This is a genomic window from Colwellia sp. (assembly GCF_013214175.1).
GTDB lineage: Bacteria > Pseudomonadota > Gammaproteobacteria > Enterobacterales > Alteromonadaceae > Colwellia.
Genome location: NZ_JABSPA010000003.1, coordinates 545,706 through 569,285, shown reverse-complemented (window position 1 = coordinate 569,285; position 23,580 = coordinate 545,706). Strand labels below are relative to the sequence as shown.

Genomic DNA, 23,580 nt, shown 5'->3' with positions numbered 1-23,580 from the left:
ATAACGCTACTTTAATTCACGCTAAATAGTCACAGTTTATAATACACTAAAGCATATTACCTTAGAGAATCACTAACTGCGTAATTTCTTATTTACAGGTGATTTTTTTGCATAAAATTTTAGTAAATTCGCTATATCTAAAATGAGAGCAATACCACCATCACTAGTAATCGTTGCACCGGCCATTCCTGGTGTGCCATGAAGTAGCCTATCAAGTGGCTTAATTACCACTTCTTCTTGACCTATTAAGCTATCCACTACAAAGCCAACTTGTTGATTACCCAATTGCACGATAACAACATGACCTTTATCACGAGATTGCTCAACAAAGTTACGTACCAGCCACTTATCTAAATAAAATAAGGGTATTGCTTTATCTCGAACTATAATAGTCAATTGTCCATCAACACTGTTAGTGCTAGATAAATCTAGATGAAATATTTCATTTACAGACGCGAGTGGTAAAGCAAATGTTTGCTTACCTACAACAACCATTAATGTCGGCAATATAGCCAAGGTTAATGGTACTTTGATTTCAAGTACTGTTCCTACACCTAACTCTGAATCAATGTTGACAGTACCGTTCAGCTGAGTAATTTTAGTTTTAACCACATCCATGCCGACACCACGGCCTGAAACTTCAGAAATTTCAGTTTTAGTGGAGAATCCAGGGGCGAAAATAAGACTAAATGCTTCTTTATCTGGCATTCTAGCGGCAGCTTCGACATCTAGTACACCACGTTCAATAGCAATATTTTTTAATTTTTCAGGATCCATACCTGCACCATCATCTTTAATGGTAAGCAATATATGATCGCCTTCTTGCGAGGCAGCAAGAACAACGGTACCTTCTCTAGGTTTTCCCATAGCTTCTCGGACATCCGGAGCTTCGATACCATGGTCGACTGAATTCCTGACTAAATGCACTAAAGGATCAGCAAGGGCTTCTACTAAATTTTTATCTAAATCGGTCTCTTCGCCTTCTAAAACGAGTGATATTTCTTTCTTCAAACTACGGGCTAAATCACGAACTACACGAGGAAAGCGGCCAAATACTTTTTTAATTGGCTGCATACGAGTTTGCATGACTGCACCTTGAAGGTCCGTAGTTACCGCATCTAAATTAGTAACCGCTTTATTCAAGTCTTCATCATCTGAAACTAAGCCTAAACTTGTTAGCCGGTTCCTTACTAGGACTAATTCACCGACCATGTTCATTATTTGATCAAGTCGTTTAGTATCTACTCGTACAGTTGTTTCACCTTGAGGAGGAGGTACTGCCTTTTTAGGGCTGGCTTTCGCAGTGGCTTCTTTGGTTTTTATCGGCGCGGCTTTTTTAGGCGCAGCTTGAGGAGGACTTGCAGGTACCACTGTATTAGGTACGGCAGCTGGCGTATTCACCTTCTGATTAGAGCTAGATACATCGGTAGCTTTTGGCGCATTACCTTTGCCATGGAGTTCATCCAATAATTTTTCAAACTCTAAATCGTCAATATCATCACTTGAGCTAGTAAGAGCACTGCTTGTTGTATCTCCAGCGTCAGCAGAAAAAGCACCTTGACCATGTAATTCATCTAATAATGATTCGAATTCATCATCGGAAATTTCATCACTCGAGCCAACAGAGCTAATAGAAGCTGTTGACTGTGATTCTGTTACCGTGGGGGTTGTAGGAACGCTACCTGAACCATGTAATTCATCTAATAGACGCTCGAACTCATCTTCACTCATTTCATCACTAGAGCTTTCGACCACAGTTCCATTTGTCTGTTCAATAACTTCAGCGGTAGGAGTGCTAGTTTGCTCGGGTGTTTTTACGCCTTCAGGTTCACTCAGTTTTTTAAGCTCAGCTAATAAAATAGCACTTGCAGGAACAAGGGGTTCACGACTTTGTACCTGTACAAACATATCATTGACAGTATCAAGTGCCGATAATATGGTATCCATTAGCTCAGGGTTAACCGTCCTTTTACCCGTGCGTAATAGGTCGAATATATTTTCAGCCCAGTGACATATATCAACTAATGCCCCTAGGTTTAAAAAACCAGCGCCACCTTTGACTGTATGAAAACCACGGAATATCGAATTTAATAATTCAGCATTACCTGCGTCATTTTCGAGCTCAACCAACTCTTCGGAAAGCGACTCTAAGATTTCACCCGCTTCAACTAAAAAGTCCTGTAAAATTTCTTCATCTGCTTCGAAAGACATGCAGTAACTCCCATTAAAATCCTAAACTTGACAAAAGATCGTCGACATCATCTTGATCTTCTACTACATCATCTCTATTTTCTGTATTTACAATTGGCCCTTCGACAAGGTTTTCACCCACTTTAGGTGTTGTTTTACCTTGTACCTTTTCAGCAGATATTCCGAAGGCCGTTAACATATTGATTAAACTTTCTTCCACTTCCCGTACTAGTTCAATGACTTTACGAATGACTTGGCCGGTTAAATCTTGAAAGTCTTGCGCCATTAATACATCCGTCATTAAACTATGTATATGTTGGGTTTCTTTTCCTGTATTTTTTAACAGGGTATCAATATCAAGGCACAATGATTTAAACTCTTTTAAGTCTAAATCATTGTTCATTAACTTAGTCCATGAGGGATTTACCGCTGCAACTTGTTCAGCAAGAGTATCTACAACAGGGAAAATAGCCTCAACTGCATCCATAGTTTTATTCGCGGCATCTTCTGTCATGGTGATAACATAATTCAACCGTTCTTTGGCATCGGGGATATCTGCAGTAGCTAGATCTGACAACCTAGAGTCTAGCTGGAAATTGGTCAATGAGTCATGAAGTTGGCGTGTTAATTTACCAATTTCAGCAAAAAGCTCTGAATTGATTGGGTTTTGAATTTCAGCAATAATAGCATCCGCTGCTGCTTGCTGACCTGATTCTAGAAACTCAACCACAGATTTTGCTTGCTCTAATGAGATCTGCCCTGTCATAGCTATAGTCATGCAAAATCCTTAATACAATATTTATCAAAACCTTACTTTAGCCAAACACTCATGTGCTAGCTAAAAACCGAACATTAAGCTAAGCGCGCAAAAATCTTATCTAACTTAGTTTTTAATGTTGCGGCGGTAAAAGGTTTTACAATATAGCCATTAACTCCTGCTTGAGCTGCCATCACGATTTGTTCTTTTTTGGCTTCTGCAGTAATCAGTAATACCGGAATATGTGATAGGCTTGCATCTGCACGTATTGCTTTAAGCAAATCGATACCTTGCATGCCTGGCATATTCCAGTCGGTTACCACAAAGTCAAAGTCACCACCTTGAAGCATAGGTAAAGCAGTACTGCCATCATCTGCTTCTGAAATGTTGGTAAACCCTAAATCGCGCAACAAATTTTTCACTATACGTCTCATGGTTGAAAAATCATCAACAACAAGCACTTTCATATTTTTATCCAAGGCACCCTCCGGCAAAACATTCAAATTAATTAGTTTTTATGTGTTATTTTTTACCTAACAAGGTAGTTTTTTATAGCAAGTTGTCTGTTGACAAATATGCTAACTTTGCCAAGAATGCATGCGTGCTTTTAGCCGATGCATCGCTTGACTATGTATTTGGCTTACCCGTGATTCACTCACATCAAGCACTTGACCAATCTCTCGTAAATTCAATTCTTCATCGTAATATAGAGACAGTACTAAAGCTTCTCTCTCTGGTAAAGATCTAATGCATTGAGCTAAGCCTTTTTTAAAAGCGCTGTGTTCAATACTTTGATAGGGATCATCGCCAAGATAATCATCACCTACCTTTATCGCATCTTCATTAACGCCTAAATCGTCAATACCTAGTATTTTTCCTGTACTGACTTCTCTTAATATATGATGGTAGTCATTTAATGAAATATCAAGTTTTTCAGCAACTTCAATATCAGAAACATCTCTACCAAATTGTGCTTCGAGTTGTTTAATTGCTTCACTTATCATTCGGCTATTTTTGTGTACCGAACGTGGTGTCCAATCTCCTCGACGTATTTCATCTAGCATAGCGCCGCGAATTCTAATCCCAGCAAACGTTTCAAAACTAGCGCCTTTGCTGTTATCAAAATTATTGGCTGCTTCAAATAAGCCAATCATACCCGATTGAATTAAATCGTCGACTAACACACTCGCTGGCAACCTTGCCAATAAATGATAGGCAATGCGCTTTACCAAAACAGTGTGTTGTTCAAGCAAAGCTGATTTATCAATTAGACTATTGTAGCTATTTGCTTTTACCACGTATTATTGCTCTCATTGAAGACATGCTTAATTGGTCAGTTTTTAGTTCGCGAGTAACTGCTCAATAAAGAATTCTAAGTGCCCTGAAGCTTGCTTAGGAATTGGCCATTGGCTTACTTTTTTAGCTAAATCAATATAAGCTAACGCTGCTGGAGATTGAGGATAAGCTTCCACAATAACTTGCTGCTTACGCACAGACTTTCGCATATTTTCATCGAAGGGAATGACCGCGACTAACTCTATAGCCACATCTAAAAATCTATCGGTTACTTTTGTTAGTTTGGCAAACAGTTGTTGTCCTTCTTTTGGGCTTCGAACCATATTAGCAACAACTTTAAATTTGAAGACACCGTGATCACGGCTAAGTAATTTCATTAAAGCATAACAATCAGTAATAGAGGTAGGTTCATCACAAACAACTAACATCACATCTTGCGCCGCCCGGGTAAAGCTCAATACCATATCGGAGATACCGGCAGCCGTATCAATTATCAGCACATCAAACTGTGCTTGCATTTCACTAAAGGCTCGAATGAGGCCGGCATGCTCTGATGGCGTTAAATCCACCATGGATTGCGATCCCGATGTGGCGGGAATAATGTTAATCCCGGCAGGACCTTCAATAATAATATCATCTAGCTCACATTCGCCTGACAATACATGAGATAAGTTACGTTTGACTCTGAGTCCTAGCATCACATCGACATTAGCAAGGCCTAAATCGGCATCAAGCACTAAAACTCGTTTACCCTGTTGTCCTAAGGCAATAGCAGTATTAAGGGCGGTGTTTGTTTTACCAACACCCCCTTTTCCGCCTGAAACTGCTACTACTTTAACTTGCTGTAGGTCTTGCATCTTTCTTAAGCCGCTCGCTTGATCTATCATTTAATTATTTCTTCTAATCATATCTGTTTAAGCTATTAGCTAGAACCTTATACTATTGCGGCGGGCGCAACTGGCATTGGCCGCAATATACTTACGTTGTTGTTAGCTGACTTAGTTGCCATCTTATCTGCAAGAGTAACTAACTTCTCAGCATTTGCAACTTTAATATCTTCTGGAACTCTTTGCCCATCAGTAAGATACCCTATTGGTAAGCCATTTTGAATCGAAGTTGTAATTATTTCACCAATACTGATACTTTCATCAAGTTTAGTATAAATACAACCCGATAATGGTACTTTTTTAAAGCGATCTACGTTTTCTTGCATCACGCCTTGCTGCGTGTTAGCCGCTAGAACCAAGTAATTTCGAATTCTAACCCTAGCATTAGTCACTAATGCGGTTAATTGTTCTGCTAAACGTATGTCACGTTGCCCCATGCCAGCAGTATCAATTAAAATTAATTTTTTCTTGGAGTATTGCTGTAACAGAGCATCTAATGCTTGGCTGTCTTTGGCAAGGCTCACCTGACAACCAATAATCTTGCCATAGGTTGCTAATTGCTCAAAACCAGCAATACGGAAAGTATCCGTAGAAATAAGCGCTACTTGATCGCTACCATGTACTTGAGAAAAACCTGCGGCAAGTTTAGCTATAGTAGTAGTTTTCCCTACCCCTGTTGGACCAACTAGCGCAACGACACCGCCACGATTAATAATATCATTTTGTGTAGTATTAATTTGCTTAGCGATAAGTTGAGTTGCTTGTGACCATGCTTCTTTTTCATGAGAATGCTCTGGTACATAACCGGCAATTTGATCAGCAATTTGTTCATTTAAACCCAAAGCGAGTAGTCGATTTACCAGTACTGCTCGTTGCGGGTCTTTTTGTGCCATATCCTGCCACATCAACCCTGAAACTTGGTGTTCTAGTAATGAGCGAATTGAGGCCATTTCTTGCTGCATTTTGGCAAAATCTTGTGATGACACCTGTGCATCATTATTAACATCCATAGCAATAGGACTAGAAGATAATATATTCTTTGATACGTTAGCGGTTATTTGGTCATCATCCTGGACACTTACCGAGCTGCCCATCTGTTGTTGGTATGTTGAGGGTAAATTATTCTGATTCGGATGACTGAGCCGATCGGTAAAACTCTTCATCTGCTGCTCGATAGTTGATTCATCGAGATTGTTAGCAACTTGCTGATGTTGCTGAGTCGCTTGCTGCATTGGCTGCTGCTGAACAGGCTGTTGCACTTGACGATTGAGTAATGCTGATAAACTATCTACCGGTGCATGTTCAGCGCTATTATCCTTTTCTGCTACCGGTGATGGTGATGCTGATGCTGAAGGTAAAATATTATTTTGTGGCTGTGTTCGTTGACCAAGGCTAACGACATCATTACTGACTTCTCTTGAGCTTGAAGTATTTCGCGTCTCTTGACTATTTTTTTCAGGAAACTGAGCAGGCGGAACGGCTTGGTTATAATCAACAGCAGCCATTAATTCCACACCCTCTGGAATCTTTTTATTAGACATAATAACCGCATCAACGCCAAGTTCTTCTTTGATCTGTGTTAATGCGGTGCGCATATCTTTGGCAACAAAACGTCTAATTTTCATAGCTAACCTCTACCTTTGCTCTTAGTTAAGCTATGACCTGCATAACTTTGACTTGTTGTTACTGCCCGATAGCACTAACGATTTTAATTTGTTTATCATCAGGTATTTCTTGATAAGAAATCACGCGCAAGCTTGGAATGGTGTATTTAACAAACTTAGCCAATACCTGACGCAATATTCCCGACGTTAATAATATTGGAGTATCACCTGCCATTTCTTGCTGGTTTGCTCCTTCAGTTAATGATTTTTGTAAGCGTTCCGCTAAGCCAGGTTCAATACCAGCGCCATCATCTCCTGCCATCTGCATAGACTGATGCAACATCTGTTCCAATTCTGGAGCCAAAGTTATGACGGGCACTTCTTTTGCGCTACCAACTAGATCTTGGATAATAAACTTTCTAATACTAATGCGCACGGCCGCAGTCAACACTTCCGCATCTTGGCTTTTTGGACCGTATTCAACAAGGGTTTGCACTATAGAACGCATATCACGTACAGCAACACCTTCGTTCATTAGGCTTTGTAGTACTTTAACAACCGTGCCCAAAGTAAGCGTATCGGGAACAAAACCTTCAACTAACTTAGGGTAATTTTTAGCAAGTAAGTCCAATAAGTTTTGTACTTCTTCATGGCCAAGCAGCTGAGCGGCGTTATTGGTTAAAATTTGACTTAAGTGAGTGGCTAATACGGTAGCAGAGTCTACCACGGTATAACCAAGTGTTTGAGCCTGATCTCGCTGATTTTTATTAATCCAAGTAGCATCAAGTCCAAAAGCTGGATCTTTGGTGGCTACGCCGTCAAGCTGACCAAATACTTGCCCAGGGTTGATAGCAAGCTCTTGATCATGTCGGATTTGCGCCGAGCCGACCACAACGCCCATTAACGAGATTTGATAACTGTTGGGATCTAAATCTAAGTTATCGCGAATATGCACTGCCGGCACTAAAAAGCCAAACTCTTGCGATAGCTTTTTACGTACGCCCTTAATCCGACTGAGTAATTCACCGCCTTGGGCTTTATCAACTAAAGGAATTAAGCGATAACCAATTTCTAAACCAATGACATCAACATGATTGACATCATCCCAATCCAACTCTTTAACTTCATCTTCTTTTTGTTGATCCTGTACTTGCTCTTCTTGAACTGTTTTTGCTAATTCAAGCGCTTTACTCTCTTTGTTTTTAGCACCAAAGAAAGCCGTGGCAGCAATAATTGCCGCGAATAATAAAAAGACAAAATGTGGCATACCCGGTATTACGCCCATGACAAACATTATGCCTGCGGCTATATAAAGCGATTTCTCTTGACCTAATTGACTGCTAACTTGTTCCCCCATGTCTTGGGAAGTATTCTGACGGGTAACAACAATAGCAGTACCAACTGATAATAATAAACCGGGTATTTGAGCAACAAGTCCATCACCAATGGTTAGTAACGTATATATTTCAACTGCATTACTGAATGTTAGATCATGCTGTACCATGCCGATAATTAAGCCACCAACAATATTAATAAATAATATAAGAATACCCGCAATGGCATCACCTTTTACAAATTTACTGGCACCATCCATTGAACCATAAAAGTCTGCTTCATTGGTTACTTCAGTACGTCGGTCTTTTGCTTGCTCTTGGGTAATAAAACCCGCGTTTAAGTCAGCATCAATCGCCATTTGTTTACCTGGCATGGCATCTAAGGTAAAACGTGCTGTCACTTCAGCAATTCGACCAGCACCCTTGGTTACCACAACAAAGTTAATAATAATTAAGATTGCAAACACCACTAAACCGACAGCATAATTGCCACCAATAACGACTGAGCCAAATGCTTCAATAACTTTACCTGCCGCCTGAGGGCCTTCATGCCCCTCTAATAGTACGACTCGAGTACTGGCGACATTCAGGGCTAAACGTAAAATAGTTGCCACCAACAAAACTGCCGGAAAGGAGCCAAAATCAAGGGGTTTTAAGGTGTAAACAGTAATGAGTAACACCACAAGAGAGAGTGCTATATTGAAAGAAAATAGGATATCTAATAACCAAGGTGGCATGGGTAAGATAACCATGCCTAAGGCTGCCATAACCAAAATTGGAGTACCCAACCCGGAAAAATGACGTAACTTCGATTTATCAAATTGATTAAAATAAGCGGCTAATTGCATTACTACTTCATGATGTTTTTTTGACAGTTAGCATGAAGTAGCAATTCTTATACCAAAATCGATGCTTAGTGGTATTTACTTGTCTATAGCCATCACCATTCAAAGGGCAGGATTACAGTGGGAATTAAAATGACTTTAGGTAAGGTGAATAATTAAAACATAGTCATTCTATGCTTTGATTATTTAACGCGATATAAAGTCATTTTAAACCCATCGAATAAGCGCTTGAGCAACATCAGTTCATCGTTACTGTAGCTTATAATGGCGCTACATGGATGTTGTCTATTAGAGAATGCAGGAGCATATTCTCCTGAATAAACCATTATTTCATCACAGCGCCTTGAGTTGAAATTACCCAAGCACTCTGAAACATGTATATTGATTGGTAACGGCTATATGCTATTGACTAGTATTACTAGCGATAACTATTGGCTATAAAAGACCGCACTAATATCTGAAATCGTCTGGAATAGGCAAGTTTTTAGCTACCGGAATGGGTTTTTTAGCATTACCTTTTTTATGTTCGTTAAGCTGAAAGATAAAGGCCAACACTTGGGCTACAGCGGCAAATAGCTCTTCAGGAATATCATCGCCAACTTCCGCTGTATAATATATTGAGCGTGCTAAAGCCGGTGATTGAATTATTTCAACTTGATGCTCTTTAGCAATGGTGCGGATATGTAGCGCCATTTCATCAACACCTTTTGCCACCAGCACAGGCGCTCCCCCTACTGCGGCATCATACTTGAGTGCGATAGAAAAGTGCGTCGGGTTTGTTATCACTACATCTGAGTCTGGAACGTCTTGCATCATACGTCGTTGTGACATTTCATATTGTGTTCGACGAATTCGCTGTTTTATTTCAGGGCTACCTTCAGAGCCTTTATGCTCATCTTTAATTTCTTGCTTAGTCATTTTTAATTGGCGGTTATGATTCCAAACTTGGTACGGCGCATCAATAACCACAATAATGCCTATCGATAAGGCCAACACTAAAAACATCCACAGTAACATAGTCGTTGAATGTTCAAAATTAGTAGGAATGGTTTCTCGACTCAAGCCTAAAATTTGTTCAAAAAGGCCATTAAGCAGTAAAAAAGCGACAATAAAAACCACAAAGAATTTTAATATGGATTTAATCAGCTCGACCGCAGCTTGTACACCAAACATTCTTTTAAAGCCAGCCATAGGAGACAGTCTACTTGCTTTTGGCATCATGGCTTCCCACGAAAAACTCATACCTCCAAGCATGGTATTACCGACAAATGCCGCTAACATAACAATAAAAAAGATCCACATTAATGGTGGTACAACTTGGTAAATACCATCATTGACCACTTTAAAAAGCGCATTGACATCCATGGCTTCTTCTCGACTTAAGCTAAACATATGCGTCATCATATTAGCCATAGCGGTAGCTAAAGACTTCCCCATGAGCAACATGGCACAAGCACTACCTACTAAGACAAAAAAAGTACCTAAATCTTTAGAGCGGGCAATTTGACCCTTTTTTCTGGCATCGGTGAGTTTTTTTGCCGTGGGCTCTTCAGTTTTTTCACCACTATCAGAATCAGCCATTTATCTTGCCTGACAGTCAATAAGGTAGCAGCTAAAATCCAGTGCGCGTTGCCACTGTATTTCAAAATGAGTAAAGAAATTACCAAAGGTTAGCCACATAATAAGTAAACCTGCCATCATAGTGATAGGAAAACCAATAGCAAAGATGTTCAATTGTGGCGCGGCTCTGGTCATTATACCAAAAGAGAAATTTATCAATAACATCGCAGTTACCGGTGCTATAGCAAGAGAGAGCGCAGTAGCAAACATCCAACCGCCCCACTCAACGACTTCTCTATATTTGATGCTAGATAGATGTTCGGTGGGAATCGGTAAGGTTTCAAAACTAGCGACAATGAAGTGTAAATAAGCCAGATGTCCGTCCATTGCCCAAAATAGCAGTGAGGATAATATTAAAAAGAATTGCCCAATGGCAGGGACATTCATACCACTAGCGGGATCAATTAATGAAGCGAAACCAAGACCAGACTGCATAGCAATAATTTGCCCGGCCAAGGTAAAGGTATTGACTACCATGATGGTGACAAAGCCAAGCATAATACCGATAATCATCTGTTGCCCCAGTAATATAGCAGTAGTGAGTGACATTAAATCAATCACTTTAACAGGTGGGATGGCAGGCATGATAGCGACGGTAATGGCTAAGGATAAAAAGAGTTTTACTCGCCCAGGAATGGTTTTAGAGCTAAAACCTATCATGGTCATAATCAAGGCAGAGACACGGCTAAATGGCAAAATAAGGTCTGCCATAAATTGGTTAATAATGGTCTCAGTAAATTCCATGTCTAGAGTCCGCTAAAGGTTGTGTTAACGACCATAATTAGAGGTGATACAAAGCTAACCATTAGATAATAACACTGGGAATACTAGCAATAAGGCGAATGGTATAGTCCATAATTTTTTGTAATAGCCAATGCCCACCAATAATCAAAGAAAGTAAGGTGACAATTAATCGCGGTAAAAAACTTAAGGTCTGCTCATTAATTGAAGTAGCCGCTTGAAAAACAGCAACCATTAACCCCACCGCAAGACTGGGCAAGATGATAGCACTTACTAGTATGATAACGAGTAATAATGCATCACCGAGTATATCTACATAGATTTCAGGTCCCATAAGCTACTCTCTTGTCTACCCTATTTATTAAATGTAGTGAATCACTATTGCAGCAGAAATAGCTTAGCGGTGTCACTAACGTCCCATACCATAGCTGGTTGCGATAGTACCAATCACTAAGTTCCAACCATCAACCAAAACAAATAACATCAGTTTAAAAGGTAAAGAGACAATCATCGGTGACAGCATCATCATACCCATTGCCATCAAAATACTGGCGACAACTAAATCAATGATTAAAAAAGGAATAAATAATATAAAACCAATTTGAAAAGCGGTTTTTAATTCACTGATTATAAAAGCAGGAATGATTACCGTCATAGGTAAATCAGTTGGATTGTCTACCGCTTCAATACCAGCCATACCGGCTAAGGTATCAAGATCTTTAATACGAGTTTGCTCCAACATAAAAGCACGCAACGGTATCTTGCCAAGGTTGATAGCTTCACTAGAGGTTAACTGCTCTGCTATATAGGGCTGAATGGCCGTTCTATCTATTTGATTATAGACTGGCGTCATGATGAACAGCGTCATAAAAAGCGTTAAGCCGATAATGACTTGATTCGACGGTGTTTGCTGAAGACCAAAAGCTTGTCGTAAAATAGCCATAATCACCACGATGCGGGTAAATGACGTCATCATTATAACAGCGGCAGGAATAAAGCTTAGCGCGGTCATAAAAATGAGTATTTGTAAATTTACCGAATACTCCTGCGAGCCATCGGGGTTCGTGGTGAGTGTTAATGCTGACAATGATAAATCTTCGGCAAATGCGCCAAAACTCACAGTGAGTAAGGATAAAGCTATGATGATGAATAACGAAATTCTTTTCATGGTTCCCTGAATATCCTAAATTTTTACGCCTACTTAAAGGCAAATTTTAATAATATGATGGTAATCTAACTTTTAAAACAATAGCCACTACGACTTTTTAGCGGATAAAAAAGATAATATATTTTTTGGCAAAGCTGCAGTATTAATACCTTGCTTAGTTAGTGGCTCAGCTAACGTTTCCAATAAGGTGATTTGTTGAGCTGTTACCCCAAGCAGTAATTGTTGCTCACCTACTTGCACCACCATCAATCGCTCTTTAGTACCTAAGGACAGACTGGTGATGACTTTAAGCTGGCTAATGCCTTGCTGGGAAATATTAAAACGCTTGAGTACAAAGGCACAGATAATGATTAACGCCAAAACCATCAACAAAGATAAAATCATACTGCCAGCATTCATGTTAGACATCACATGTTTGCCAACCTCAGGAGTGTTATTGACCGCCCTGCCATCTAAAGATACTGCTGCATTCAAACCATCATCGGCCATGATTTCATTAGCCTTGTCTTTATCAACTATGCTGTCATGGCCAGCCACCTCTGCAATTACTGCTTTTTTAGCAGAGGGGTTTTCAGTGACAAGACTATCAATAGTACTATCAACAGTGCTATTGATAGTACTCTCTTGCGCCAGCGCCAGCAACGATAGTGAATAACAACTAATAGCCAAAAAAACACGCATTATTTTTATTATCATAGATTAAATATCTTTGTTCATGTCAGAGTAACTTTATAAGCTTTAATAGCTTTATCTATTTTAACTTTTTAATACGTTCAACTTGGCTAATCACATCTGTTAAGCGAATACCAAACTTATCATTCACCACTACCACTTCACCGTGAGCAATCAAGGTGCCATTAACTAAGACATCAAGTGACTCACCAGCAACTCTATCCAATTCAACTACAGAGCCTTGATTCAATTGTAATAAGTTTCGAATGCTAATATTACTTCGGCCTACTTCCATAGAAATAGTCACTGGAATATCTAAAATAGCATCAAGCTTACGCTTTTCTGCACCTGTTATAGGCGCGTCATCCTCCGTTAGCTCTTCAAGCTCAACCGTTTCCGCACCTTCACCGGCCTCTCTGGCTTCGGCTTGTTCATCTAGCGCCTCATCCCACATACTTAAATCTTCGTCTTTATCTTTACTCATACCGCTGGCCTCAATTTATAAATTCTGTTCAAATAGGTCGACTTATTTTGTGCCGAAATAGCTTATAAGTCATCTTCTAGCAGATGAAGCTCTGCATCACTATCAAGGCGTTTTCCACCTTTAGTTAAAATGGTTAATTCAGATTTAACCGACTCTGGTCGCTTAATTTTCGATTCTATTTTCAAGGCAATCTTATCTCGACTACGCCCTAGTTTAGCCCTGAAAGTAGGTAAGTCTTCAATCAGCACGGTAATGTGTTCAGGCATTTCAATGGGGATAATATCACCGGCTTGCAATTCCATAAGTTGACTTAAAGGAATGTCAACCTCGATAAATTTAGTATTAATGGCTACGGGCACATCCATAATCTCATCACGCAGCGCCTTTGACCAACGCATATCGGTGTCTTCTTTATCACTTTGCACACCGGCATCAAGTAACTCACGAATGGGCTCGAGCATTGAATAAGGCAAAGCAATATGGAAATCACCACCACCACCGTCTAACTCAATGTGAAAAGAGCTGATGACCACCACTTCTGTTGGGCTTACAATATTTGCCATCGATGGATTAACTTCTGAATCTAAATACTCAAACGAAACATCCATTACCGGCGACCAAGCTTCTTTGTAATCTTCAAAAATCAGCTTTAATAGCATTTGAATAATACGGCGCTCTGTCGGGGTGAATTCTCGACCCTCTATTTTTGCATGATAGCGACCATCACCACCAAAAAAATTATCGACTAGAATAAAAACTAAGCGAGCTTCCATTGTGATTAATGCGGTGCCTTTTAATGGACGGAAACGTACCATATTCAGACTAGTGGGGACAAACAAGGTATGTATGTACTCACCAAACTTAATCATCTGTATACCATTAATAGAGACTTCAGCTGTACGGCGCATCATATTAAATAAGCTAATACGCATATGGCGAGCAAAGCGTTCGTTGACCATTTCCAAGGTTGGCATCCGGCCACGAACAATACGATCCTGTGAAGAGAAGTCATAATCAGAGGTGCCGTCTTTAGATTGAACGACATCCTCAACTTCCTCTTCGTCTTCAACATCATCAACACCATGTAATAAGGCATCAATCTCGTCTTGGGATAATAAATCACTCACTCGATAGTCTCTTCTTAATTATCAATAAAAACATCAAGATAAGTGTTAATTTAACTCTTATATTGATGATTGATTTAACGTTATCTTTTGCTGTTAACTTCTACTGTCAACCTGTGCTATTAACTTTTACTGCTAACTTATTGCGGCTATGCTCTGCTAGTTATTGCATGACAAAACCAGTAAAAAGTACCTTTTCTACAGTTTTATCACCTTCTACATCTGTCATTATTTTCTGAACAGCCGCTAACGACTGCTGTTTTAAGGAAATCTTCCCCGCACTGGTTGCCAAATCATCGGCGTTAGCTTGAGAGAAAATCCCCAGTAAAGTACTTTCAATTAGCGGAATATGCATTTTTGCTTTCTCTTCATTATCGCCACCACGAACCAACAATTGCACCCGTATTTCAACAAAACGGTCACGGGCAGCACCGGGTACATTAAAGCGAAACGGTCTAGGCATTGGCACATATAAAGCAGAGCCCAATTGTGCGCTTGAATCAGCTTCAGCTACTGCAGCTTCGCCGCTATCACTATCTAATGCCGCATCGATATCTGCTTGACTGGTAGTTGTACCGCTATCGCCCATGAAGAAGAAGTAACCTGCACCACCACCGCCGAGCAAAACAACAACCGCAATGATGATAATCATCATTTTTTTCTTTTTCCCTGAGTTATCTAGCTCTAACTCGCCGTCTTTACCATTTTCGTTTTCGTCTGCCATGAGAATCCTTTAAATTTATCGCCATAAAAAGTCAAAATAATAGTGACTAATTAATGACATAGTATTTATTGTTAGACTATATCCTTGAATACTCTTTGAGCCAATGTGTTTTCATCAACTTAACTTCATTTTAGCCAATTAAGCATAGTAATCTACGCCAGTTGCAGAAGAATCAAACAACTTAGCCGATAAAGCGTGTTCTACCGTATCATCACCTTCATCTTGGCTTGTTGATAATGATGCTCTGTCATTAGCAGAGTTTGCATTATGTTCATCATTGTTTTGCTGCTGATTTTGTTGCTCAACATTAGCTTCGCCGACATCAACGCCCTGCTCCGCCAGCATATCCCTTAATTTAGACATGTTCTGCTCTAATGCGTCTTTGGCTTGTTGGTTTTGCACTACAAAATTAACGCTTGCTTGCTCACCTTGTAAATTAACACGCACTTGCATATTGCCAAATTCAGGTGGATCCAGAGTGATATCAAATTGCTGTAGCTTCTGGTTAATCATCAGCATAACTTTGTCTTTGACTGCATCGGCAAAGTCTTTTCTAAAAATGGCTATGGTTTCTTGCTGAAGTTGCACATTATTTTTTTGAATTTGCACAGTATCGCTAGCAACGCTATGACTAAGTACTTCGGACGCTTGATGCTCAATATAGGCATCATTGCCTTGTTTAGTTTGTGTCGCTTGCATGGTTAGTGCTTGTGACTCAGCGAAAGAACGTGTGCTAATATTGTCGCTCACCTTACTCGTTACTTTTACCCCCTGCTCCACTGGTTTTTCTTGTGACAACAGCATAGCTTCATCATATTCAGCACTAGTATCATCAATGGCTTGCTGTTCACTGCTTACTGATTGACTTTGCTGCTGAGCCTGTTGTAATGCTTGTACTTGGGCATTGGTCAACGAGGGTTGTTTTATTTGTGTATCTAAAGACTGCTCTTTCGCCGTAACGTCATTAGTTACTAGTGTTTGAGAAGTTCTCTCAGCCATCACCTTATCTAAATCCACCTTGCTTAGCTGTGCATTCGTTGCATTAATGGTATTAGCTGACTGGTCCAATTTAGACTCACTAGAACTCGCCTTATTAGTCATTGCTGCAAGTGCATTGTTAGCGTTTTTAGTTGCCTGTTCACTTGCTTCAGCGGCATCACCTGCCAATTCGACACTGTTCTCACCTGAAGGTTTAGCTGCTGAACTGGCATTACTTTCACTTATGGCCGCTTTAGTTTTAGCTGCAGATTCTTTCACTAATGCCTCTTTAGCCAAAAGCAACTCATCTCCAGCGGTCAACTTTCCTTTGACAATAGGTTCAACGGGCAATTGGTATAGACCTGAGTCTACCTGCTCAGAAAGTTGGCCTTTACTGGCTACGGCAACGCTCGCCGCTAAATCGGTTACTTTATTGTTTTTCAGCTGTGCGGCAGTTAATTGCGCATTCATTAACTGCTCGCTAGTGATACTTTGGCTTTTAATAGTGCTTTGCTGTGACTGTAACAATTGTTGGTAATCTTTTAACACTTTATCGCTAGGTTGCAGCGCTAAAGCCCCCTCTTTTAACTGAGCTCTGGCGAGTAAGTCTTCTTTTGAAAAAGCTTTAAGTTTATGCTCACTAGATTGCTCATCAGCGTCTAGGCTAGTTTTTTCACTTTGATTCTTAACATCAGTAATGTCGGCGGTACCATTAATGGCAGGGTTAATTTGTTTGCTATTAGCCTGCTCACTCTTGTTTGATTTGTCCGCGGCATTAGTTAACGTTTGATCGCTATTATAAAGTAGCGCAATAAACTGCTCAGATTCAGTTAATGCTTTATTGTTGCCTGAATTATCTTCATTGTTCTCAGCATCTTTCGCCAATGGGTTAGTTGCCGGTGACTGCTCAGTATTGTCTAAATTGGCACTGTCTTGATTAGTATTGCCATTACTTCCATTAGCAGTACTTTGTGCCGCAGAGTCACTTTCTTGGCGGCTATTGACTTCATCGGTGTCATTTTTGCCGTCAGCGGCAATAGCATTACCATTCGTTGCCGAAGATAATGCTGCTTTTCTTTGCGACTCCCGGTCAGTTGTTACTTTACTTTCATCACTGACATGTTGTTCAACCAAACGAGAAAACTCAGCCTCTTTATCTCGACTTTCTGTTGAAGTAGAAGAGCCTTTAGTTTTTAAATCAGTATCTTGTGATACAAAAACAGGTAAAACACTTGCTGGTTGCATAGTCATTCCAATTGTCGAAATTAGCTAAAATAATAAAATTCATCCGGCGTATTACTGAAAACTCTCGCCTGAAAACGCTCATCTAAATGCTATATAAGCTCTTTGCTAGTTATTTTTTAGTGCTTTACTAGCTATGTATAAGTTAAGTACAGCAATAATCATTCCAATAACTCAATTTAAAACTTAGCATTTAGCAAAATAACTAACGCTTGGGGCGGCGTAAAAATTGCTGAGTGGCGATTTCGTCAAACATCTTCTGTTCTGCTCGGTCTGCTGCTACTGCCAGTTTTTGTAAACGCTTATCACGTAATAGCTCAACTGCTTTCACTTTTTGCCTTTGTTTAAGCCAAATACTTTTACTTTGAACAACTAATGCTTTTGCTTGATTCATCGCTATTTCTACTTGCGCTGAAGCGGTATCAAGTTTAGCGATAAAGGCATGGTAATGACTGTAAGTAGCGCTGTCTAAGCCTTGCTCTGCGCGTTGACTTAATCGCTTCATATACTCTAAGCGGTAGTCTGCCACGCCTTGTAAGCGGGTAATATTTTGTTGATACTCATTTTCAGCAACTTTTAACTGATCGGCACAGCGTTGCTCATTGTCTTTTTCAAACTTTAATATGGTATTTAGTTGCTTCATTGCCATTAAATTTACTCTTTAAACCAGTGCTTTTTATACCAACGCTCTTATATCAAGAACCTAAATAAAAGCCTAAGCCTATGCTTTCTGTTGATTATGAGCATGAGCTGCAGCAATAATTTCTTGTAGCTGAGCAATACTTTGGTCATAGGGGATCACTTCATTAATCTTTTGCTGTAAAAAGAAGTTAATCACTGGTAGCACGTTGATTGCTTGATCAATGCGTGGATCATTACCTTTGGTATAAGCTCCTATAGCGATAAGATCTTTATTTTGCTGATAAAGGGCATACATTTGTTTTAGCTGCTTTGCCAATTCTTGATGTTCATCACTGGTTACCGCAGGCATAACCCGTGAAATAGAGCCTTCAATATTTACCGCTGGGTAATGTCCTGCATCGGCTAACTCTCGAGACAAGACCACATGACCATCTAAAATAGCACGCGCTGCATCAGCAATAGGGTCTTGTAAATCATCACCTTCGGTTAATACCGTATAAAAGGCGGTGATAGAACCTTGTCCTTCGCCGCCATTACCGGCACGTTCAACTAATTGCGGTAATTTTGAAAACACTGACGGCGGATAACCCTTGGTTGCTGGAGGCTCACCTACCGCTAAGGCTATTTCACGCTGTGCTTGGGCGTAGCGCGTTAAGGAATCAAGTAATAACAAAACATTTAAACCTTGATCACGAAAATACTCACTAATTTGTACTGCCGTTTCACAGCCTTTTAAGCGCATTAACGGTGAATTATCTGCTGGAGCAGCGACGACAACGGCGCGCTTAAGCCCTTCTTCTCCTAAAATTTCTTCGATAAATTCTTTTACTTCACGGCCACGCTCCCCCACTAAGCCAACAACGACAACATCAGCCGTAGTGCCGCGAGTCATCATGCCCATAAGCACACTTTTACCAACGCCTGAGCCAGCAAAAAGCCCCATGCGTTGACCTTTACCAATACTAATAAAACTATTAATAGAGCGAACACCCACATCAAGTACTTCGGTGATGGCTCGTCGAGACAGTGGATTCATCGGTTTACTATCATGATGGTAATCATCATCTGATTTAATTGGCCCTTTACCATCAAGGGGTTTGCCGACACCGTTAATTACCCGACCAAGTAAATCCATAGATAAAGGTACCTTGAATTTACTGGAAATAGGTAATACACGCGCGCCTGGCATAACACCACGAAGACTTTCTTCTGGCATTAGATAGGTAATATCTTGTGCAAAACCAACCACCTCAGCAAGTAAATCACCATGTGCGGTTTCAACCAAACATTGGCTACCAACATGTGCTTTTACGCCAACCGCTTCTAGCGTTAAACCAACAACACGTACTAAGCGACCGGCAACAGGTGCCTTGAAGTCATGAATAAATTGTTGGCTTTTTTTTAAACGCTCAGTTAAACGTAAGCTATCAACCATAGGATTGTTTACCTTTAGAAAAAAATTTCAAACTTAAAAAGTATTAAACTATAAACCATCAAGCCCCAATAAATTAAGAACTTTGATGTAAGGCTTCTTGCAAGAAAGGTTCCAGCACTTGTTTTAGTCTTGCTTTCATTTGTAAGTCGATATTTGAGGTGCTGTTTTCTATTTGGCAGCTACCTTGAGGGAGTTGAGGTGCCGGCAGTAAACGCCAACCTTGCTCGGCAATATGCTCTGCGCCAAATTGCGCTTCGACTAAATTAATATCGTTTGGATTTAAACATATTTGCGTTTGTGCATCACTGCTAGGTAAACTCTTGATACCAGTAGCTATTGCCGTCATTAAAATGTCGGGGTTGGTTTTCGCTTCATGTAACACCACAGCTTCTGTTAGCTGTAAAACTAAATTAAGTAACTGCTCTTCGACATTTTTTTCCACGCTAGCCAGGGGCTGGTGTAATTGTTCAATTAATTTTTGCCATTTATCACTTAGTTGCTCAATTTGCTCTTTACCTTGCGCTAATCCTTGCTCAGTACCTTCTTCAATACCTTGTAGCTGCCCTTCTTCTAACCCTTTAGCTTTGCCTTCTTCATAACCTTTGCTGAAGCCTTCTTCTTTGCCCTGATTAAAGCCCTCTTCACTGGCAGCTATTCGAATATCGTCAATCTCTTGTGCTGTCAGTGGCTGTGGCTCAGCTTCTTCCGGCTCAGGTGGTTCATAGACCCAGTTATTTTTTTTACCGAAAGCATTGGTTTTATCTTTATCTGCTGAACTAGGTTGACCTTGGACATCTGGCAAAGACCAAACATCGGTGACATCCTCTGATGACGCTTTTATAATACGAATGGGTAGTTTTGACATGAGTGTACCTTTACTGCGCTAATTTAAGCTAAGCTCGGTAAAACAGAGCTTAGCTAATTTGGGATGAGCTTACATGAAATGAGCTAAGCTAGCTTGATGTTATAAGAACTCATCGCCACCGCCACCGCCGCCCAGCATAATTTCGCCTGCGTCAGATAATCGTCGAGCAACTGACAGAATTTCTTTTTGCGCCGCTTCCACTTCACTTATGCGTACCGGCCCCATAGCTTCTAAATCATCAGCCATCATTTCCGCAGCACGTTTAGACATATTACTCATTATCTTATCTTTTAGTGCTTCATCCGTGCCTTTAATCGCTTTCATTAAGGCTTCTTGCTGTACTTCACGTAAGATAGCTTGCATGCCGCGATCATCCACATCGGCAAGGTTTTCAAAGACAAACATCAAGTCTTGAATTTGCTGACTCATTTCTTCATCATTTTCACGGATTGAGTCCATTAACATACCTTCAACATTAGTATCTAGGTAGTTCATTATATCTGCAGCCGCTTTTAAGCCGCCCATTTTCGCCGCTTGAGCGCCCGCTTGACCAGCGAACTGTTTCTCCATAATCTCGTTTAATTCTTGCAAGGCTGCCGGTTGTACTTCTTCTAAATTGGCAATACGCATCATTAAATCTAATCGGACTTTATCGGTAAATTGACTCATGATCTCAGCGGATTGCTCTGGCTCAAGGTATGATAAAACAATGGTTTGGATTTGAGGATGCTCATTACGAATGATGTTGGCTACTTGCTTAGAGTCCATCCACTTCAATGAATCTAAGCCTTTAGCACCACCGCCCATAACAATTTGATCAATTAAATTACCGGCTTTGTCTTCACCTAGTGCCGCAGTTAACGCTCTACGAACAAACTCCTCACTTTGGAAACCAATGGTAGAGAAGTTTTGTATTTCATGAATAAATAGTTTATGCACAGCAGTGATTTTTTCTTGGGTAAAATCTTGCATTGCCGCCATAACTGTACCTACTTGCTGTACTTGTTTTGGCTCAAGGTGCTTTAATATTTGCGCGGCATCTTCTTCCGATAAGCTAAGCAATAGTATTGCCGCTTTTTCAGAGCCTTCTAGCTTTTCTACATCGAAGCCTGCAGGGGCTGCGGCTAATTCGCCGACTTCTTGTTCATCACTCATCTTCGTTCAACCAACTTTTCACTACTTGCGATGATAATTCTGGCTCATTTGCTACTAGCGCACGAACCGCCTTAAGTATGTCTTCGTCTCGATGTAGATCAGGTAACTGTAAACTGCCATCTGGAGCAAATCCTACCGCACCTGCATCAAAATCTGAGGTCAGCATATCCATAGTTTCATCACCTAAATCAATATGGCTGTCTAGTGACTTATCACCATAATCATCAGGGGTTTGGTCTGGGTAGATTAAACGTTTCAGCATAGGACGAACAACCGCTAATATTAAAACGATAATAACCAAGGCTCCTAACACTAATTTTAGCACTTTAACAAACCAAGGTTGTTGCCAGATAGGTATTTCTGCTACCACACCAAAATCAGGACGGTTAAAAGGAATGGTAAGCACTTCTAAAACATCGCCACGCTGTAAATCAAAACCAATACTACCTTGTAATAACCGGCGAATACTAGCAACCTCAACCGCCGAGCGAGGTACGATTGCAGCTACTGGTGCATCGACACCGGCTTCAGCAGGGGTAGTTGCTGCGCCGGCAACATAATCAAGAGCCACAGAAACACTAACCCGTCTGACAATACCTGTTTGCGATTTGGTATGACTAATCGCTTCATCAAGCTCATAATTTTTTGTCGACTCTGAATGTTTGCGACTCGGCATACTTTTCTTTTGACCGCCAACAGCATTTTCAGGAATAACCGACTCAATAGGCGGCTGGTTAGTTAACGCGCCAGGAATGCCACCTAAGGCGCCACCTATATTACTGGTTTCAATACTCATCTCGCTACGTAGCGCGGGTAAATCAGCATTATAACGGCGCTGGGTTTCTTCAACATTCGTGAAATCCATGGTGACATCTACTTGCGCGGTATAGTTACCAAGACCTACCACGGGAATAAGAATACTATCAATTTTATTCAGGTACTCTTGTTCGCGCTTTTGTTCAATTTCAAACTCATTACGAGAGCGAGATGAAAAAGAATTTTGCGAGCCAGAATTAAGTAAACGACCATTTTGATCGGTAACGGTGACACGATTTGGCTTTAAACCTTGCACTGCCGAGGCAATAATATCGACCACAGCATCAACTTCTTCATCGGATAAAATTTTGCCACGACGCATGGTTAATACCACAGTAGCGGATGGGCTTTTTTCGCGACGAGCAAAAACATTTTCACGTGGGATAGCTAATAAAACTTTAGCACGACTAATACTTTGCAGCTGCGCTACGGTTTTGCCCAGTTGCTGCTCTCGGCCATATTGTAATCGCTCTCGCTCAAGGCGTTGGCTAACGCCAAAGCCCATGTCTTTCATTAGAATATCTTCACCTTCTGAAAGCTCATCGTTCAAGCCTTCGCGTGCGAGTAGTAATTTAACATTTTGATATTCATCGGTAGGTACTGAAATAGTGTTGTTTTCTTGACGGTATTCCACTTGATTAGCATCAAGAAAATCCATAGTGGTAATCAGTTGTTTTGTTGGTAACTTCGACAAGAAGCGATACTCAGGCTCATTGGCCAGCATAATGACAAATACCGCAATAGCTAAACAAATAGCCAAGGCAACCACTATGGTCATTTGCCTTAAAATATCAACATTGCCTAATGAGGCAGCGAATCCTGATTTTTGCTCTTCCATCGCGCCACTATCGGCTTCGCTGGCAAGCATATCACCGCTATCAGTTGCTACCATTGCGTTTGTATCTGCCACTTCACTTCTCCGCTGTACTGTTTTTTACCAAGGTATCTCTCGACGAATAATACCTATAATATTGTTATTTAGTTGAGGATAAACCATCAAG

At 40.5% G+C, this 23,580-nt stretch carries 21 protein-coding genes; all 21 read right to left on the bottom strand.

The features are described from left to right. Positions 1 to 72 precede the first annotated feature (72 nt). Complete coding sequence (locus tag HRT55_RS10885) at positions 73 to 2,211, bottom strand: chemotaxis protein CheA (RefSeq protein ID WP_291621156.1); 2,139 nt, start codon at positions 2,209 to 2,211, stop codon at positions 73 to 75. Between the two features lie 13 nt (positions 2,212 to 2,224). Continuing rightward, a complete protein-coding gene (locus HRT55_RS10880; protein WP_291611457.1) occupies positions 2,225 to 2,968 on the bottom strand; it encodes a protein phosphatase CheZ in 744 nt (247 codons plus the stop codon). 74 nt (positions 2,969 to 3,042) lie between these two features. After that, the gene (gene cheY / locus HRT55_RS10875; RefSeq protein WP_291621155.1) at positions 3,043 to 3,426 is read right to left on the bottom strand and encodes a chemotaxis response regulator CheY; all 384 of its coding nucleotides are present in this window, start codon (positions 3,424 to 3,426) and stop codon (positions 3,043 to 3,045) included. Between the two features lie 99 nt (positions 3,427 to 3,525). After that, complete coding sequence (locus tag HRT55_RS10870; protein ID WP_291621153.1) at positions 3,526 to 4,245, bottom strand: RNA polymerase sigma factor FliA; 720 nt, start codon at positions 4,243 to 4,245, stop codon at positions 3,526 to 3,528. Between the two features lie 42 nt (positions 4,246 to 4,287). Beyond that, positions 4,288 to 5,130 (bottom strand): MinD/ParA family protein, encoded by an 843-nt coding sequence (locus HRT55_RS10865; protein ID WP_291611452.1) that lies wholly within the window; start codon positions 5,128 to 5,130, stop codon positions 4,288 to 4,290. 47 nt (positions 5,131 to 5,177) lie between these two features. After that, the gene (gene flhF / locus HRT55_RS10860; RefSeq protein WP_291621151.1) at positions 5,178 to 6,755 is read right to left on the bottom strand and encodes a flagellar biosynthesis protein FlhF; all 1,578 of its coding nucleotides are present in this window, start codon (positions 6,753 to 6,755) and stop codon (positions 5,178 to 5,180) included. Positions 6,756 to 6,813: 58 nt separating this feature from the next. Continuing rightward, positions 6,814 to 8,916 carry a flagellar biosynthesis protein FlhA gene (gene flhA, locus HRT55_RS10855; protein WP_291621149.1) on the bottom strand — a complete coding sequence of 701 codons (2,103 nt, stop codon included), beginning with the start codon at positions 8,914 to 8,916 and terminating at the stop codon, positions 6,814 to 6,816. Positions 8,917 to 9,363: 447 nt separating this feature from the next. Further along, entirely contained in the window at positions 9,364 to 10,494 is a 1,131-nt protein-coding gene (flhB, locus tag HRT55_RS10850; RefSeq protein ID WP_291621148.1) for a flagellar biosynthesis protein FlhB, read from the bottom strand. Continuing rightward, on the bottom strand, positions 10,495 to 11,277 hold the full coding sequence (fliR, locus tag HRT55_RS10845) for a flagellar biosynthetic protein FliR (RefSeq protein WP_291611443.1): 783 nt from the start codon (positions 11,275 to 11,277) through the stop codon (positions 10,495 to 10,497). It abuts the gene before it with no gap. A gap of 61 nt (positions 11,278 to 11,338) precedes the next feature. Continuing rightward, the gene (gene fliQ, locus HRT55_RS10840) at positions 11,339 to 11,608 is read right to left on the bottom strand and encodes a flagellar biosynthesis protein FliQ (RefSeq protein ID WP_291611441.1); all 270 of its coding nucleotides are present in this window, start codon (positions 11,606 to 11,608) and stop codon (positions 11,339 to 11,341) included. Between the two features lie 75 nt (positions 11,609 to 11,683). Next, the gene (gene fliP / locus HRT55_RS10835) at positions 11,684 to 12,442 is read right to left on the bottom strand and encodes a flagellar type III secretion system pore protein FliP (protein WP_291611439.1); all 759 of its coding nucleotides are present in this window, start codon (positions 12,440 to 12,442) and stop codon (positions 11,684 to 11,686) included. 87 nt (positions 12,443 to 12,529) lie between these two features. Beyond that, on the bottom strand, positions 12,530 to 13,138 hold the full coding sequence (gene fliO, locus HRT55_RS10830) for a flagellar biosynthetic protein FliO (RefSeq protein WP_291621147.1): 609 nt from the start codon (positions 13,136 to 13,138) through the stop codon (positions 12,530 to 12,532). A 55-nt stretch (positions 13,139 to 13,193) separates the two neighbouring features. Then, on the bottom strand, positions 13,194 to 13,598 hold the full coding sequence (gene fliN / locus HRT55_RS10825; protein ID WP_291621146.1) for a flagellar motor switch protein FliN: 405 nt from the start codon (positions 13,596 to 13,598) through the stop codon (positions 13,194 to 13,196). Positions 13,599 to 13,660: 62 nt separating this feature from the next. Beyond that, complete coding sequence (fliM, locus tag HRT55_RS10820) at positions 13,661 to 14,725, bottom strand: flagellar motor switch protein FliM (protein WP_291621144.1); 1,065 nt, start codon at positions 14,723 to 14,725, stop codon at positions 13,661 to 13,663. A 160-nt stretch (positions 14,726 to 14,885) separates the two neighbouring features. Further along, entirely contained in the window at positions 14,886 to 15,446 is a 561-nt protein-coding gene (gene fliL / locus HRT55_RS10815; protein ID WP_291621143.1) for a flagellar basal body-associated protein FliL, read from the bottom strand. Between the two features lie 138 nt (positions 15,447 to 15,584). Further along, positions 15,585 to 17,669 (bottom strand): flagellar hook-length control protein FliK, encoded by a 2,085-nt coding sequence (locus HRT55_RS10810; protein WP_291621142.1) that lies wholly within the window; start codon positions 17,667 to 17,669, stop codon positions 15,585 to 15,587. Positions 17,670 to 17,871: 202 nt separating this feature from the next. After that, entirely contained in the window at positions 17,872 to 18,315 is a 444-nt protein-coding gene (gene fliJ / locus HRT55_RS10805; protein ID WP_291621140.1) for a flagellar export protein FliJ, read from the bottom strand. A 72-nt stretch (positions 18,316 to 18,387) separates the two neighbouring features. Continuing rightward, complete coding sequence (gene fliI / locus HRT55_RS10800; RefSeq protein ID WP_291611425.1) at positions 18,388 to 19,743, bottom strand: flagellar protein export ATPase FliI; 1,356 nt, start codon at positions 19,741 to 19,743, stop codon at positions 18,388 to 18,390. A 73-nt stretch (positions 19,744 to 19,816) separates the two neighbouring features. Continuing rightward, entirely contained in the window at positions 19,817 to 20,608 is a 792-nt protein-coding gene (fliH, locus tag HRT55_RS10795) for a flagellar assembly protein FliH (RefSeq protein ID WP_291621139.1), read from the bottom strand. A 99-nt stretch (positions 20,609 to 20,707) separates the two neighbouring features. Then, complete coding sequence (fliG, locus tag HRT55_RS10790; RefSeq protein ID WP_291611421.1) at positions 20,708 to 21,763, bottom strand: flagellar motor switch protein FliG; 1,056 nt, start codon at positions 21,761 to 21,763, stop codon at positions 20,708 to 20,710. Further along, complete coding sequence (fliF, locus tag HRT55_RS10785; RefSeq protein WP_291621329.1) at positions 21,756 to 23,447, bottom strand: flagellar basal-body MS-ring/collar protein FliF; 1,692 nt, start codon at positions 23,445 to 23,447, stop codon at positions 21,756 to 21,758. The genes fliG and fliF overlap by 8 nt, the downstream gene beginning before the upstream one ends. Positions 23,448 to 23,580: the final 133 nt, after the last annotated feature.

Bases quoted from the DNA above. Each gene is read 5' to 3' on its own strand.
- HRT55_RS10885 (WP_291621156.1), bottom strand. From the start codon at position 2,211: ATGTCTTTCGAAGCAGATGAAGAAATTTTACAGGACTTTTTAGTTGAA.
- HRT55_RS10880 (WP_291611457.1), bottom strand. From the start codon at position 2,968: ATGACTATAGCTATGACAGGGCAGATCTCATTAGAGCAAGCAAAATCT.
- HRT55_RS10865 (WP_291611452.1), bottom strand. From the start codon at position 5,130: ATGATAGATCAAGCGAGCGGCTTAAGAAAGATGCAAGACCTACAGCAA.
- flhF (WP_291621151.1), bottom strand. From the start codon at position 6,755: ATGAAAATTAGACGTTTTGTTGCCAAAGATATGCGCACCGCATTAACA.
- flhA (WP_291621149.1), bottom strand. From the start codon at position 8,916: ATGCAATTAGCCGCTTATTTTAATCAATTTGATAAATCGAAGTTACGT.
- flhB (WP_291621148.1), bottom strand. From the start codon at position 10,494: ATGGCTGATTCTGATAGTGGTGAAAAAACTGAAGAGCCCACGGCAAAA.
- fliR (WP_291611443.1), bottom strand. From the start codon at position 11,277: ATGGAATTTACTGAGACCATTATTAACCAATTTATGGCAGACCTTATT.
- fliQ (WP_291611441.1), bottom strand. From the start codon at position 11,608: ATGGGACCTGAAATCTATGTAGATATACTCGGTGATGCATTATTACTC.
- fliP (WP_291611439.1), bottom strand. From the start codon at position 12,442: ATGAAAAGAATTTCGTTATTCATCATCATAGCTTTATCCTTACTCACT.
- fliO (WP_291621147.1), bottom strand. From the start codon at position 13,138: ATGATAATAAAAATAATGCGTGTTTTTTTGGCTATTAGTTGTTATTCA.
- fliN (WP_291621146.1), bottom strand. From the start codon at position 13,598: ATGAGTAAAGATAAAGACGAAGATTTAAGTATGTGGGATGAGGCGCTA.
- fliL (WP_291621143.1), bottom strand. From the start codon at position 15,446: ATGGCAGACGAAAACGAAAATGGTAAAGACGGCGAGTTAGAGCTAGAT.
- HRT55_RS10810 (WP_291621142.1), bottom strand. From the start codon at position 17,669: ATGCAACCAGCAAGTGTTTTACCTGTTTTTGTATCACAAGATACTGAT.
- fliJ (WP_291621140.1), bottom strand. From the start codon at position 18,315: ATGGCAATGAAGCAACTAAATACCATATTAAAGTTTGAAAAAGACAAT.
- fliI (WP_291611425.1), bottom strand. From the start codon at position 19,743: ATGGTTGATAGCTTACGTTTAACTGAGCGTTTAAAAAAAAGCCAACAA.
- fliH (WP_291621139.1), bottom strand. From the start codon at position 20,608: ATGTCAAAACTACCCATTCGTATTATAAAAGCGTCATCAGAGGATGTC.
- fliG (WP_291611421.1), bottom strand. From the start codon at position 21,763: ATGAGTGATGAACAAGAAGTCGGCGAATTAGCCGCAGCCCCTGCAGGC.
- fliF (WP_291621329.1), bottom strand. From the start codon at position 23,447: ATGCTTGCCAGCGAAGCCGATAGTGGCGCGATGGAAGAGCAAAAATCA.